Origin of the sequence: Saccharopolyspora antimicrobica (genome assembly GCF_003635025.1) — a bacterium.
Lineage (GTDB): Bacteria > Actinomycetota > Actinomycetes > Mycobacteriales > Pseudonocardiaceae > Saccharopolyspora > Saccharopolyspora antimicrobica.
The window spans coordinates 3,076,398-3,090,751 of the sequence record NZ_RBXX01000002.1 but is presented as its reverse complement, the minus strand read 5'-3'; the positions used below and the strand labels follow the sequence as shown (position 1 = coordinate 3,090,751).

Annotated in this window: 13 protein-coding genes; 7 read left to right on the top strand and 6 right to left on the bottom strand. The window is 70.1% G+C overall.

Annotated elements, in window-relative coordinates; genetic code table 11:
* Positions 1–50 precede the first annotated feature (50 nt).
* The 4 genes from ATL45_RS15115 to ATL45_RS15100 all read left to right on the top strand — a co-directional run bounded on the left by ATL45_RS15115 (position 51) and on the right by ATL45_RS15100 (position 5,713).
* The gene (locus ATL45_RS15115) at positions 51–920 is read left to right on the top strand and encodes a GGDEF domain-containing protein (protein ID WP_093159563.1); all 870 of its coding nucleotides are present in this window, start codon (positions 51–53) and stop codon (positions 918–920) included.
* Positions 921–1,169: 249 nt separating this feature from the next.
* Positions 1,170–3,593, top strand: coding sequence for an LCP family protein (locus tag ATL45_RS15110; protein WP_246025357.1), 2,424 nt, complete (start codon positions 1,170–1,172; stop codon positions 3,591–3,593).
* Between the two features lie 478 nt (positions 3,594–4,071).
* The gene (gene phoU, locus ATL45_RS15105; protein ID WP_093159560.1) at positions 4,072–4,719 is read left to right on the top strand and encodes a phosphate signaling complex protein PhoU; all 648 of its coding nucleotides are present in this window, start codon (positions 4,072–4,074) and stop codon (positions 4,717–4,719) included.
* A 151-nt stretch (positions 4,720–4,870) separates the two neighbouring features.
* Positions 4,871–5,713 (top strand): helix-turn-helix domain-containing protein, encoded by an 843-nt coding sequence (locus ATL45_RS15100; RefSeq protein WP_093159558.1) that lies wholly within the window; start codon positions 4,871–4,873, stop codon positions 5,711–5,713.
* Positions 5,714–5,857: 144 nt separating this feature from the next.
* Here the strand turns inward: ATL45_RS15100 and ATL45_RS15095 are convergent, their stop codons facing one another.
* The gene (locus ATL45_RS15095) at positions 5,858–6,646 is read right to left on the bottom strand and encodes a helix-turn-helix domain-containing protein (protein WP_246025356.1); all 789 of its coding nucleotides are present in this window, start codon (positions 6,644–6,646) and stop codon (positions 5,858–5,860) included.
* A gap of 108 nt (positions 6,647–6,754) precedes the next feature.
* On the opposite strand from ATL45_RS15095, the gene ATL45_RS15090 reads away from it, so the two are divergent.
* Positions 6,755–7,114, top strand: coding sequence for a nuclear transport factor 2 family protein (locus tag ATL45_RS15090; protein WP_093159555.1), 360 nt, complete (start codon positions 6,755–6,757; stop codon positions 7,112–7,114).
* 216 nt (positions 7,115–7,330) lie between these two features.
* Complete coding sequence (locus ATL45_RS15085) at positions 7,331–8,977, top strand: PstS family phosphate ABC transporter substrate-binding protein (RefSeq protein ID WP_246025355.1); 1,647 nt, start codon at positions 7,331–7,333, stop codon at positions 8,975–8,977.
* Here the strand turns inward: ATL45_RS15085 and ATL45_RS15080 are convergent, their stop codons facing one another.
* Both ATL45_RS15080 and ATL45_RS15075 read right to left on the bottom strand, forming a co-directional pair.
* The gene (locus ATL45_RS15080) at positions 8,978–9,865 is read right to left on the bottom strand and encodes a TIGR03564 family F420-dependent LLM class oxidoreductase (protein ID WP_093159550.1); all 888 of its coding nucleotides are present in this window, start codon (positions 9,863–9,865) and stop codon (positions 8,978–8,980) included.
* Complete coding sequence (locus tag ATL45_RS15075; RefSeq protein ID WP_177242105.1) at positions 9,862–10,749, bottom strand: zinc-binding dehydrogenase; 888 nt, start codon at positions 10,747–10,749, stop codon at positions 9,862–9,864. Before ATL45_RS15075 ends, ATL45_RS15080 begins: the two co-directional genes overlap by 4 nt.
* An 84-nt stretch (positions 10,750–10,833) precedes the next feature.
* Here ATL45_RS15075 and ATL45_RS15070 point away from each other — a divergent pair, with 84 nt between their 5' ends.
* Positions 10,834–11,397: a TetR/AcrR family transcriptional regulator gene (locus ATL45_RS15070; RefSeq protein WP_177242104.1), complete on the top strand. Its 564-nt coding sequence runs from the start codon at positions 10,834–10,836 to the stop codon at positions 11,395–11,397.
* 212 nt (positions 11,398–11,609) lie between these two features.
* Here the strand turns inward: ATL45_RS15070 and pstB are convergent, their stop codons facing one another.
* The 3 genes from pstB to pstC are packed head-to-tail and all read right to left on the bottom strand — an operon-like array spanning position 11,610 to position 14,271.
* Positions 11,610–12,386, bottom strand: a complete 777-nt coding sequence (gene pstB / locus ATL45_RS15065) for a phosphate ABC transporter ATP-binding protein PstB (protein WP_093159548.1) — start codon at positions 12,384–12,386, stop codon at positions 11,610–11,612.
* 11 nt (positions 12,387–12,397) lie between these two features.
* The gene (gene pstA, locus ATL45_RS15060) at positions 12,398–13,312 is read right to left on the bottom strand and encodes a phosphate ABC transporter permease PstA (protein WP_121505346.1); all 915 of its coding nucleotides are present in this window, start codon (positions 13,310–13,312) and stop codon (positions 12,398–12,400) included.
* Complete coding sequence (gene pstC, locus ATL45_RS15055; RefSeq protein WP_235863887.1) at positions 13,309–14,271, bottom strand: phosphate ABC transporter permease subunit PstC; 963 nt, start codon at positions 14,269–14,271, stop codon at positions 13,309–13,311. Before pstC ends, pstA begins: the two co-directional genes overlap by 4 nt.
* Positions 14,272–14,354: the final 83 nt, after the last annotated feature.

Sequence of the window (14,354 nt, the reverse complement as noted above, 5' to 3'; positions counted from 1 at the left end):
CTCAAGCGATGCGTCACACCCGACGACACCACGGACGGGAGGTGAGTGCGATGACCGGACTGCGCAACGGTTTCGCCGGACCAGAACCCCTGCGCGAGGGCGAAGCGCCTGTTCTCCCTCCCGGCCCGCGCACCCGCCAGGACCTGGCCAACGGGACCGGGATGGCGGATCTGCACGAATCGATCGCGAGCCTGCTGGCCTCGCGAGGCCAGTGGCGCCAGGCCTACCACCACCTGCGCTCGGCGCTGGACCTGCGCTCCAGCGCGGACGTGCCGCGGGTGCCGGAGCAGCTGCGGCACGAGGTCAACCGGCTGCGCCGCGAGCACGCCGAAGCCCGCGAGCAGAGCCTGCGCGACAGCCTCACCGCCAGCTACAACCGCCGCTACCTGGACGAGCGGCTGGCCGACCTGCTCACCGAGCACGCGGGCACCGGTGCCGGGCTCGCCATCGCGCTGGTCGACCTCGACTGGTTCAAGCAGGTCAACGACAACTACGGGCACCTGCTCGGCGACCGGGTGCTGCAACGGGTGGTCGACCTGCTGCAGAAGGCCCTGCCCAGCGGCGCGTTCTGCGCGCGCTACGGCGGGGAGGAATTCGTGCTCGTGCTGCCGGACATCGAGCCGGCGGCCGCGGTCGCGGTGTGCGAGACCGCCCGCTCCCTGGTGGAGACGTTCCCGTGGTCGCAGATGGCCCCGGGGCTGCGGGTGACGGTCAGCATCGGCGTCGCGCACGAGCACACCGCCAGCGGGCCCGCGCCGGTCTCCGCCGAGCAGCAGTTGATCAGCGCGGACGCGCTGCTCTACGCCGCGAAGCAGTCGGGACGCAACGCGGTCGCCCACCGCACCGGTTCCGATGTCCGTTTGGCCGGGATTGCCGCCGAGCGACGAGGAACACACCCGCGAAAGGTGGCCGGTTACTGATCGCACCCGCTCGGCGTCTCTCGGTGTAATCGAGAGTGTTTGCGCCGGTCAACGGCATAGCACGGTTGGCCGTATTAGACGAGACGCCACGATCGATCGTGCACTGATTGTGAAGAAATTGTCGGTCCTATCGTCAGTTCGGGCGATCGGCCGTACTATCTCGGAGGCGCCGTCCGATACACGTCGGGGGGTATCGAGCGCGTCGGCATCGAGCAGACCGTTGGATTTCACTGGTGGGAGGGAAAACGCGTGCCGCAAGACCCCCGGCATGGCGAAGTCGGGCGCCGGCGTTCCGCCCGCCCGGAACCCGATCCGGAAGACGGCTCAGCCGGAACCGGTCGACGTCGCCGCGCACTGAGCGAGGACGGCACGGGCGGTACCCGAGTCATAGACCTGCTCTCGAAGCACGGCAAGGCCCCCGGTGGCTCCAACCACCGGCGCGCGGCCGAGCCGGAGCCACCGCAGGCCCAGCAGCCCCGCCGCGCCCGTCCGCCGCAGCCCACCCCGCCCGCGCCTCAAGAACCGGCAGCGCGCCCCCAGGAACCGGCTGCGCGCCCCCCGGAAGCGGCACCGCGCCGCCGCCCGGCTCCCCAGAACCGCCCCAGCGCCCCTCCCGGCTGGACGCCGCCCGCCGCTGCGCGCCCCCCGCAGGCGCCCGCGGGTGAGCCGCGCCGCCGCCAGGACACCCCGCCTCCGCCCAGCCGCCGCCCGGCGGCGGGTGGCGCCGCAGCCGCCTTCGCCGGTGGCGCCGCCGCCCGGGGCGTCCGCCCGGACGCCCCCATCGAGCCGCCGGTCAACGGCGCTCCGCGCAACAGCGCCCCAGTCGAACCTCCGCGCAGCGGTGCCCCCGTCGAGCCGCCCCGCAACGGTGCGCGCCCCGAGGCGCCCGTCGAGCCGCCGCGCAACAGCGCTCCGGTCGAGCCCCGCAACGGCGCTCCGGCGCCCGGCGCCGAGGCCACCCGGGTCACCCAGGCCCTGGGCGGCGAGGCTCCTCCCGCCAGCCCGCCGCGCCGGATGCGCCGACCGGCCCCGAGCCGCCCGGTGCCGCCCCCGGTCAACGAGGACCTGGAGGCCACCACCCAGCACGCGCCGGTTCCCCCAGCGCCTCCGCGCGCCGAGGCCACCTCGGTCGTCTCGCGGTTGAACCCGGAGGACCAGCAGACCACCATCGCCAAGCCCGTCGCGCCGCCGAGCGCCGCCGAGGAGACCGCGATCGTCGCGGCCCCGGACGACCTCGACGAGCTGGACGAGTTCGACGAGCTGGACGACGACGACCTCGACACCGACCTCGACTCCGACGACGAGGAGGAGGACGAGGAGCGCGAGGCCGACATCAAGCAGATCGATGCCACGCTCGCCCGGTTCTCCGCGGTGCACGACGAGATCGCCGCCGAGGAGGAGGCCCGCCGCAAGAAGCTCTCCTGGCTGCTCGGCAAGCGCAAGGAGCCCGAGCTCGGCACCGACATGCCCTTCGACTTCCACGAAGGACGGGACGGGCAGTCCCGGATGGAGTGGAAGAAGAAGCAGCGCAAACGCCGCACCCACCTGATCGTGGCGGCGGTCGCGGTGGCGGCCTCGCTGTCGGTGTTCCTGACGCTGGGCTTCGCCTGGGGCGCCACCACGTTCTGGGGCCCGTCGTCCATCGCGGCGCTAGACCCGGAGTCCGACTCCATCAAGGAGGTCGCCAAGCAGACCGGCGACCAGAACTTCCTGCTGGTCGGTTCGGACACCCGCGCCGGGGCCAAGCCGGAGGACGGCGTCGGCTCCGAGGACGAGACCATCGGCGCCCGTTCGGACACCACGATGATCGCGCACATCCCGGCCGACCGGAGCCGCGTGGTCCTGGTGTCCTTCCCGCGCGACCTGCAGGTCGACCTGCCCTCGTGCGAGCGCTGGGACGCCAAGACCGGCCAGTACACCGGCCAGCAGGCGCCCGCGCAGCAGGACGTCCGGCTCAACGAGGCCTACGCGGTGGGCGGTCCGCTGTGCACCACCAAGGTCATCCAGCAGATCTCCGGTCTGCGGGTGGACAGCTTCCTGGGCATCGACTTCAACGGCTTCAAGTCGATGGTGGACGCGGTGCAGGGCGTCGAGATCTGCACCGAGAAGCCCATCGTGGACAGCACCCTGGGCACCGTGATCCCCACCGCGGGCAAGCACACCATCAGCGGTGACCAGGCGCTGAACTACGTGCGCGCCAGGCACGTCGAGGGCGACCCGACCTCGGACTACGGCCGCATGCAGCGCCAGCAGCTGTTCCTGTCGGCGCTGCTGCGCAAGACCACCTCCGGCCAGGTGCTGCTCGACCCGGGCAAGCTGAGCAGCTTCGTCAAGGCGGTCAGCGCCAACACCTTCGGCGAGAACGTCGGCGCCGACCGGCTGATGGACCTGGGCCAGCAGCTGCAGGGCCTGGACCCGAGCCGCGTCACCTTCATCACGGTGCCCACCACGGGCTACGCCAACGACGAGGGCATGGAAGAGCTGCGCGAGGCCGACACCCAGGCGCTGTTCCAGGCGATCCTCGACGACAAGCCGATCATCGCCGATGCGAAGACCAACCAGCCCAGCGGCGGCGGAGCGGCCTTCCGCCAGCAGCCTGCGGACCCGTCGGAGGAACCGCAAGCCCCGACCGGCCTGTCCACGGTCAACGCCGGAACCGACATCTGCGGCTGACCGACACCAACAACCGAAGCAAGAGCCGTGGGCCGAGCAGATCAGCCAGTACTTGATCCGGCCGAAGGCGAGCAAGGGCGGCAAGACGACCGCACGGACCGGCCATCGTCAGATGTGCGGCTTAGCCGCTTCCGGCGGTGAACAGCGACCGTGACGCACGGCTGGTATCGATCGCCTGGCGCCACATGCGCCGCCAGGCGCATAACCCACCTACGGCGCTTGCACCGCCGCAGGTTCTCAGACTGCGCCCGCCCAGACTGGGCTCTTGGCGAGGACAGCCCGTTCGCCGTGTATTGGACATACATCAGAACGGGATCCCGCAGTCCAGGCGGCGTCTGAGGTTCCGCCACCCGCACCGCCACGCAAGCCAACCACTGGAACGCTGAGGAGCACCCCGAAGGGTTTTCTCATGGCGTGTTAACCGTTGGTTCACCACGGGTCATTCTGTCCGATTACCGGTGGAAGTACCCTGGGTAGCATGCGTGAGGTCTACCAGGAACAGCTCGGCGAGCTCGCCGAAGAACTCGCCTCGATGTCGACCAAGGTCGGCACCGCCATGGAGCTCGCCACCAAGGCACTCCTGGAGGCCGACCTGGAGTTGGCGGAACAGGTCATCGAGGAGGACGCGCAGATCGACGAGGCGCGGGCCCGGGCCGAGGAGCACGCCTTCGGGCTGCTCGCTCTGCAGGCCCCGGTGGCCGGCGATCTGCGGACGGTCATCTCCACCATCCACACCGCCGAGGACCTGGAGCGGATGGGCGACTTGGCGCTGCACGTGGCCAAGACCGCGCGCCGCCGCCACCCGAACGCGGTGCTCCCCGCCGACGTGCAGCCGTACTTCGCCGAGATGGGCCGGGTCGCGGTCAAGCTCGCCGGTCGCGCGGGCAGCGTCATCCAGTCCCAGGACGTGGAGGCCGCGCGCGGGCTGGAGGAGGACGACGATGAGATGGACGACCTCCACCGCCACCTGTTCACGGTGATGATGAGCCCGGACTGGTCGCACGGCGTGGCCGCTGCCGTGGACGTCACGCTGCTCGGCCGGTTCTACGAGCGCTTCGCCGACCACGCGGTGTCGGTGGCTCGCCGGGTGGTGTTCATCGTGACCGGAAAGATGCCGAACAACTGAGCGGTTCCCGCTGGTCATCGCCGCTGTGACCGAGGAAGTATTAATAGTCGGTCTCAGCACTCGATGCTGTGATCGCCATGTGCGATCCTCGTTCGGGTGAGAACGTACCGAACCGCGGTCGATGAGGTGCGCGGTGCGTAAGAGTCCGACCGTGCACAGACGACGGCTGGGCAGCGAGCTTCGGCGGCTGCGCGAAACGGCGGGCCGCACCCATCGCGAGGTCGCCGCCCACCTGGACTGCTCCCAGGGCAAGATCAGCCAGATCGAACTCGGCCGGGTTCCGGTCCGCACCTCGGACGTGCGGCTGATGGCCGAGTTCTACGGGGCGACCACCGAGCAGCTCGCATCGCTGGTGGACCTCGCCCAGGACTCCAAGCAGCGCGGCTGGTGGCAGAAGTTCCCGAGCACCGCGCAGCGGCCGGGGCTGCAGACCTACCTCGGTCTGGAGACCTCGGCCAAGGCGGTGAGCTGCTACGGCGCGGACCCGCTGCCGGAGCTGCTGCAGACCGCGGACTACAGCCGCGCGCTGCTGACCGCGGACGCGCGCGAGCACACCCGGGAGGAGCTGCAGGAGCGGCTCACGGTGATCTCGACGCGCCAGCAGCGGTTGCTCGGCGAGCAGCCGCTGGAGCTGTGGGCGGTGCTGGACGAGTCGGCGCTGCGGCGCGCGGTCGGCGGTCCCGGCGTGATGCGCCAGCAGCTGGAGCACCTCGTGCTGCTCGGCTACCGGCGCAACGTGACGCTCCAGGTGCTGCCGTTCCGGGCGGGCGGGCATCCGCTGATGGCCGACCGCATCGCGGTGTTCTCCTTCCCCGACGAAGCGGACCCGCAGGTGGTGCACCTGGGCGACTCGGCGAACTCGCGCTTCCTGGACAAGGCCGCGGACACGGCGGACTACCTCAAGGCGTTCGAGCAGGTCTGCACCCGAGCCCTCAACCCGAAGGACTCCAGCGCCTTCATCTCCGCGATAGCCGACGAATCCGCCGCGGCCTGACGACGCCTGCGCAACTTCAATGGAAATCGGACGTCCAATTTCCATTGAAATCGCACAGGTATCCGGTGTGTCGGGCACCCGACACACCGGGAGGTCCGCAACTTCAATTGAAATCGAACGTCTGATTTCAATTGAAGTTGCGGGTCACCGGTTGCGGAGGAAGTCCATCGTGGACCGATCGGCGGGGAAGAAGGACTCGATCGCCAGCTCGGCGACCGTGACGTCGAGCGGCGTGCCGAAAACCGTTGTGGTGCTGAAGAACGACAGCTCCGCTCCTCCGTGGCGGAAGCGCAGCGGCACCACGACGTCTCCGGCGCCGGGCAGTTCCACTTCGGGTTCCGGCTGGTCGCACGGGTAGTCGCGGAGTTCCGCGTGGAGGTCGCGCAGCACCGGGTCGGCCGTCGCGGTGGCCTGGCGGTGCAGCCTGCTGAGGACGTGCGCGCGCCATTCGCCCAGGTTGACGATGCTCGGCGCCAGCCCCGCCGGGTGCAGGCTCAACCGCAGCACGTTCACCGGCGGTTCCAGCAGGTCCGCCGCCGCACCCTCCAGGAAGAGCCCGGCGCTGTCGTTGCCGTCGATCAGCTGCCAGTGCCGGTCGACCACCAGCGCCGGGTTCGGCTCGTGCCCGGCCAGCACCTGCCGCAGGGCCGTGAGCACCGCGGCGAGCTCGGGCGCGTCCAGCGAGCCGGCCGGGTAGGCGGGCGCGTAGCCGCCGGCCAGCAGCAGGCCGTTGCGCTCGCGCAGCGGGACGTCGAGCTGCTCGCTGAGCCGCAGGATCATCTCCTTGGTCGGCTTGGAGCGGCCGGTCTCCACGAAGCTGAGGTGCCGGGCGGAGATGTCGGCGTCCAGCGACAGCTGGAGCTGGCTCAACCGCCTGCGCTCGCGCCATTCCCGCAGCAGCGCGCCCACCGGGCGCGATTCCACCGTCGTCACACCACGACAGTAGCCACCGCCGCCATTACCTCCGGGGTAATCGACGCGATGACCTCGGCGCCGCAAGCTGGTGCCCGTCGAAAGCCCGTGGAACGAGGGAGAAACCCGATGAACACCGAACTGCTCGACCGCTACATCGCCGCCTGGAACGAGCGCGACGCGGACAAGCGCCGGGCCGCGGTCGACGAGCTCTGGGCGCCGGAGGGCACCTACACCGACCCGCTGGCCGAGGTCCGCGGCCGCGAGGCGATCGACGCGACGATCGCGGCGGTGCAGGCCCAGTTCCCGGACTTCGCCTTCCGCCCCGGCGAGCTCTTCGACGCCCACCACGACATCGCCCGCTTCACCTGGGAGCTCGGCCCGGCGGGCGGCGAGGCGGTGGTGGTCGGCTTCGACGTGGCGGTGCTCGACGCCGACGGCCGGATCCGGCACGTGCACGGCTTCCTCGACAAGGTGCCCGCCACCTGATCGGGCCGAGGTGACGGGGCGCCTCTCGCCGAACGGCGCCCTGTCACCTGTTCGAGCGACGCCAACATCCGGTGAACACCAGCTGACAGCTCACCGCCGGAGATCCCGGAACCCCTTGCGGATCATTAGATTGACGATCCCAGTTGATCTGCAGCTCAGGGGGAGCGGGTCATGGCGGACATCGATTCCTAGAACCTGGTCCTCGCGGCCCTCGGCGTGCTCGTCCCGATCTTCCTCGGGCTCTACGAGTTCGCCATCGCCGGCCGCAAGCGGCTCGGCTACCGGATCCAGATGGACACCATCGGCGGCAGCGGCACCAGCCCCTCGTCCCAGGACGCCGGGGCGCTGGAGCGGCTGGTGCACGGCAAGAACGCCGAGCCGCTGAAGGCGCCCTCGTTCATGCTGCTGCGCGTCGAGAACTACGGCACCACCAACATCACGCCGGAGGACTACGCCGTCCCGAACAACGACCTCGTCGGGATCCGCGTCAAGTTCCCCGGCAGGCGGGTCGCCGGGATGGTGATCACCGAGCTCAGCGACGAGAGCCTGGCGCCCAACTTCACCCGGCGCAACGGCCTGCGGATGACCGACGACGTCATCGAGCTGCCCCGCGTGTCGCTGAACCCCTACCAGCACTACAAGGTGCTGGCCGTGCTGGACCGGCTGCCCGAGACGCTGAACTCGCCCGAGCTGATCAAGGAACCGGAGGTCATCGGCGGCATCAAGGGCGGGGTGGCGCGGCGGCTGTTCCGCAAGGGCCTGCTGGGCAGCGGGACCAAGGACGTCGGCACGTTCGGCGTCATCAAGGAGACCCGCAGCGAGCGGCTGTCCACCCGGCTCGTGGTGGTGCTCAGCACCTTCCTCGTGTCGATCATCCTCGTGCAGTACGTGGTCTCGCAGTACCGCTCGAACGCCCCGCTGGGCTGCGCGACGGGCCATCTGGAGATCGTCGGGTCGACGGCCTTCACGCCCGCGCTCGCCGAGGCCGAGCAGCTGTACGAGAAGACCTGCCCGGGCTCGGCCATCGACATCCGCACGACCGGCAGCGGTGCGGGCCTGTCGGTGCTCGACGACGCGGGGAACCGGCTGAACGCGGCCAAGTTCGCTGCCGGCGACGGCGATTTCACCAGCCCGGAGATGATCGCCTTCACCGACGGCCCCAAGAGCGCCGCCTACCCGCTGCTGCTGCCCCGGCCGGTGGCGTTCTCGCTGTTCACCGTGGTGGCCAACCCGGAAGCCGCGGTGCAGGACCTGTCCGCGGCGCAGATCCGGGGGATCTACGCGGGGCAGTACACCGAGTGGGGCCAGCTCGGCGGCAAGGAAGGCCTGCCGATCCGGCTGGTGAGCCGGGACTCCAACTCCGGGACCAGGAAGACATTCGAGACGCACGTCCTCGACGCCGATCCGTCCGACGACGTGCCCGGCCGCGAACCGCGCATCACCTCCGACGACTGCCTGGTGTTCGACCCGGGCGTGGTCCCGGCCCGGTGCGAGCGGGATTCCACCTCCGCCCTGCTGGAGAAGGTGGCGAGCACGCCCGGGGCGCTGGGCTACGCGGAGGCGAAGGCCACCGAGAGCCTCGACGAGGTGGTCCGGCTCCGGATCGGCGGGCAGTCGGCCACCCTGGAGGGCGCTGATCAGGGCACCTACCCCTTCTGGGAGACGGTGTACGGGTACACCTACAGCGAGCCCGAGCCGGGTTCGCTCGCCGCCAGCTTCCTGCGCTACCTGACCAGGGACGTGGGCATGGACGTCATCGAGTCCCACGGCCACCTCCCGTGCGCGCAGCTGGAGAACCCGATGTCCTGCCAGCCGGAACTGCCCACCGGCCGACAGGCGGTAGCCGGCCCCGGGAGCAGGTGATCAGCGCGAGTTCAGCGCTGCCAGCACCTCTCGGGTCCGCTCCTGCTCGGCCGCGGTCCCGAACGGAACCGCGACGAGTTCGGTGGCCCCGGCCTCGACGAAACGGCGCAGCGACCGCTCCACCGCCACCTCGTCACCGAGCACCGCGACGTCCTCCGGCCCGGCGAGCCCCTGCCGGTCGAGCATCGCGCGGTAGGCGGGCAGCTCCCCGGCCACGGAAAGCTCCTCGGCGAAGCGGACTCGCGCATCGTCCACTTCGGACGTCACGCACACCGAAACCACCGCCACCACACGAGGCTGCTCGGCAACTGCGCTGATCGTCGGCACGATGTGCTCGTCAAGCGCTCGCGGCCCGGCCCACAGCGTGATCGTCCCGTCGGCGAGCTCACCGGCGATCCGCAGCATCACCGGCCCGAGCGCCGACACCAGCAGGCCCGGCGGCGCCGCCGGAACGTCGACGCGACCGGTGGCGCGCAGGGCCGCGCCGCGGTGGTCCACGGAATCGCCGCGCAGCAGCGGCCGGAGCGCGGTCAGGTATTCCCGCACGTGCCTGGCCGGTTTGTCGAAGGAATAGCCGAACTGTTCCTCGACGATCACCCGGTGGCTGGGCCCGATGCCGAGGTCCAGCCTGCCTCCGGTCACGCCCTGCACGGTCAGCGCCTGCGCGGCCAGGGCCAGCGGATGCCGCGGATAGGTCGGCACGATCGCGGTGCCGAGCCGGATGCCGGGCACTTCCGCACCCAGTACGGCCAGCGCGGTCAACGCGTCCCAGGAATCGCGCTGTCCCAGCCAGATCGCCCCGAACCCGTCCGCGGCCGCCGTGCGAGCATCGCTCAGCAACTCGCTCCAGGTTCGCCCGCGCTCCTCGATGCAGAGTCCTATCCTCACGTCAGCTCCAGCACTGCCTTGCCGCGGACATCGCGGCGCAGCAAGGCCTTCGCCGCCGCTTCGACGTCCTCCCAGGAACCGCGGTAGCCGATCTCCGGCGAGAGCCGTCCCGAACCCAGCAGTCCGGCCAACGTGGACAGGTCCTCGGCCGGTGCGCTGACGTCGCCGAAGGTGTTCAAGGACTTCGACCGGCCGACCGCGAAGAGCGAGTAGGGCTCGAAGACGGCGGGCTCGCCGGAGGCCCAGCCGATGTTCTGCACGCTGCCGCCGAGCTTCACCAGGCCCCAGGCGTCGACCAGCAGTCGCCCGCCCACGTTGTCCAGCACCAGGTCGACCGGTGCCACGCCGGACAGCTCGGACACGACCTCGTGCGCGCCCAGCTCGGCCAGCCCCTCCTGCCGGTTGGCCTGCGCGACGACGTGCGCCCCGCCCATCGCCGCCAGCTGCACGGCGTACCGCCCGACCCCGCCGGAAGCCCCGGTGATCAGCACCCGCTTGCCGAGGATCGGCGCGGTGCGCAGGGTGCGGAGCGCGGTCAGGCCCGCCATCGGCAGCGCGGCGGCGTCGGCGAGGTCGACCGAGTCCGGCACCTCGGCGACCGCGTCGGCTCCGACGACCATGCGCTCGGCCCACGCACCGGCGCCGAAGGCGATCACCCGCGCTCCGGCCGGCGGGCTCCCGGCGGCCGCCCGGACCACGACACCGGCTGCGTCGTAGCCGTGCACGGTGCCCGGCTCGCGGCGGGTGGCGAAGGCGATCTCGCCGTGGTTGAGCGAGATGTGGCCGACGTCGAGCAGCACCTCGCCCGGCCCCGGTTCGGGTTCCGGCACCTCGCTGATGCGCAGCCCGGCGGGCGCCGCCGGATCGACTACCAGTGCTCTCACGTTTCCTCCCAACAACCGGACCGTCGGTCCGTTTAATGGGACGGTAGCATAGACGGACCGACAGTCCGGTTGATCGGAGGGGACGTGCCCAGGCAGGAGCGAGCCGACGCCGCGCGCAACCGCCAGGCGGTGCTGGCGGCGGCCGAACGGCTGCTGACCGAGCGCGGCGGCGACCACGTGTCGCTGGACGCGGTGGCGGCCGAAGCCGGAGTCGGCAAGGGCACGGTGTTCCGCCGCTTCGGCAGCCGCGCGGGCCTGATCAAGGAGCTCCTGGAAGAACGCTCCCAGGCGCTGCGCGAGAACGTCACCGACGGCCCGCCGCCGCTGGGACCCGGAGCTCCGCCGCGCGAGCGGCTGCTGGCGTTCCTGGCCGAGCTGACCACGATCGGCGAGCAGAACGCCGCGCTGCTCTCAGCGCACGAAGCCTCCTGCGGCGACCACAAGCACGAAGACCCCAGCTACCGCTTCTGGGCCCAGCACATCGCGACCCTGGTCGCGGCGCAGCGCCCGGACCTGGACGCGGACTTCCTCAGCCACGCGCTCCTGGCGACCTTCGACGCGGACCTGATCCGCCACATGCAGCGCGAGGGCAAGTCCTTCACCACAGCAGTCCAAGCGATGGCGGCATCCCTGCTCGACGCCCCCTGACTCCCACCGAGCCGGCTCGGCACCGCCATCGGCTCCGTTTCACCTGGTCAGTGCCCGTGAGTGTTTTGTGTTGCTATAGCAACACAAAACACTCACGGGCCCCCACCAGCCGCAACGGGGCGCGGGAAGGCGATTTCTCGCGAAACCGGCCCCGGACGTGCGAAGGGGCGGCGATTTCGCGCGAAATCGCCGCCCCCGCACACCGGAACCGATCAGCCGAAGCGGCCGGAGATGTAGTCCTCGGTGGCCTTCTGGGTCGGGTTGGAGAAGATCTTGCCGGTCTCGTCGATCTCCACCAGCTGGCCCGGCTCGCCCACCGCGCGCAGGTTGAAGAACGCCGTCTGGTCGCTCACCCGCGCCGCCTGCTGCATGTTGTGGGTGACGATGACGATCGTGTAGTCCTGCTTGAGGTTGGAGATCAGGTCCTCGATCGCCAGCGTGGAGATCGGGTCCAGCGCCGAGCAGGGCTCGTCCATCAGCAGCACGTCCGGGCGCACCGCGATGGCCCGCGCGATGCACAGGCGCTGCTGCTGACCGCCGGAGAGGCCGCCGCCCGGCTTGTTCAGCCGGTCCTTGACCTCTTCCCACAGGTTCGCGCCGCGCAGCGCGCGCTCGGCGACCTCGTCGAGCTTCTTCTTGTTCTTCTCACCGGCCAGCTTCAGGCCGGCCACCACGTTGTCCCGGATGGACATCGTCGGGAACGGGTTGGCCCGCTGGAACACCATGCCGATGGTCTTGCGCACCTGCACCGGGTCCACGTCGCTGGCGTAGATGTCCTCGCCGTCGAGCATCACCTTGCCCTCGACGCGGGAGCCGGGGATCACCTCGTGCATCCGGTTCAGCGACCGCAGCACGGTCGACTTGCCGCAACCGGACGGGCCGATGAACGCGGTGACGCTGCGGGCGGGCACCTGCAGCGTCACGTCCTGCACGGCGTGGAACTTGCCGTAGAACAGGTTCAGGTCCTTGATGTCGAGACGCTTGGCCATGTTTGAGGTCCCTACTTCGTCTTGATCGCGAACAGCTTCGACAGCAGCGACGCGACGAGGTTGATCAGCATGATGACGACCACGAGGGTCAGCGCGGCGCCCCACATGCGGTAGTCACCGGCCACCGTGCCGGTGCTGCGCTCCATGTAGATGGCCAGCGGCAGCGACGCCAGTTCGCCCTGGAACAGGTTGAAGTTGATCGAGCTGGAGTAGCCGACCAGGATCAGCAGCGGTGCCGTCTCGCCCAGCACGCGGGCCAGGCCGAGCATCACACCGGTCAGGATGCCCGACAGCGCCGTGGGCAGCACGATCTTCATGATCGTCTTCCACTTCGGCAGGCCGAGCGCGTAAGCCGCCTCGCGCAGCTCGTCCGGCACGATCAGCAGCATCGTCTCGGTGACCCGGACGACCACCGGGATCATCAGCAGCAGCAGCGCCAGCGCCACCGCGAAGCCGCTGCGGGTGAAGCCGAAGGTGGTGATCCACAGCGCGTAGATGAACAGACCGGCCACGATCGACGGCAGACCGCTGAGGATGTCCACCATGAACGTGGCGACCTTCGCGAACCGCGACTCGCGCCCGTACTCGACCAGGTAGACGCCGACCATGATGCCCAGCGGCACCGAGATGACCAGGCAGACCAGGCCTTCGAGCAGGGTTCCGACCAGCGCGTGGTAGATGCCGCCGCCGAAGTCGTTGGGCAGCAGGCCGTTGAACGAGTGCGACCACCAGGTCGAGCTGAGCACCGGCTTGAGGCCGCGCTCCAGCAGCGTCCACAGCACCCAGAGCAGCGGGACCACGGCGATCACGAACGCCGCGCCGAACAGCGTGGTGGCGAGGTTGTTCTTGAACTTCCGCGCGAAGCTGATCCGCTGGAACGCCGGTGGCGTGGCCAGCTGCTCCACGTCAGCGGTGTCGGTCCTCATGCTTTCCCCTTACCGCTGGCGCTCTCGATCCAACGCGCGACGGCGTTGACCGCGAAGGTGATCACGAACAGCACCAGCCCGGCCGAGATGTAGGCGCCCACCTGCATGTTGTTGTTGAACTCGGCGGAACCGAGCGCGATCTTGGAGGCGAAGGTGGCACCGGCGTCGAAGATGCTGTAGCCGGGCGGGGCGGTGGTGGAGCTGAGGATGATGGTCAGCGCCATCGTCTCGCCCAGGGCGCGGCCCAGGCCGAGCATCGAACCGCCCATGAAGCCGTTGCGGCCGAACGGCCACACCGTGGTCCGCACGACCTCCCACTGGGTGGCGCCGAGCGCGAGGGCGCCCTCGATCTGCTGGTTCGGCGTCCGCGAGAAGACCTCGCGGGTGACGCCGGTGATCGTCGGGATGATCATCACGGCGAGCACGATCCCGGCGGTGAAGATGTCCGTGCCCAGACCCATCGGGTTCACGTTGCCCTGGGCGAAGATCGGGATCCAGCCGAGGTACTCGTTGAGCCACAGGGCGACCGGCCGCAGCACCGGGCCCAGGACGAGGAAGCCCCACAGGCCGTAGACGACCGACGGCACCGCGGCCAGCAGGTCGACGATGTAGGCGAACGGCCGCGCCAGGCTGCGCGGGGCGTAGCGGGTGAGGAACAGCGCGATCCCGCAGGACAGCGGCATCGCGATGACCAGCGCGACCAGCGAGCTGGCCACGGTCACCCAGGCCAGGTCGAGGATGCCGAACTTGAGGTTGTTCGGATCGCGGGTGTCCCATTCCCTGCTGAACAGGAAGTTGACCTCGTTGACCTGCAACGAGGGAATCGCGCGGATCAGCAGGAAGATGCCGATCGCAGCGATCAGGGCGACCACGAATGCGCCGGAGGCGGTGGCGATCGAGGAGAACACCCGGTCGCCGAGTCGGTGCGTCTTGCCCGCGGAGGTATCGGGAGCGGAAATGGGAGCCTCCGGTCCGGAACTAGGCGCCGAAGCGCCCCGCGGGGCACCGGAATCGGTGTCCGCGGGGCGCAGGTCGGCTCTCG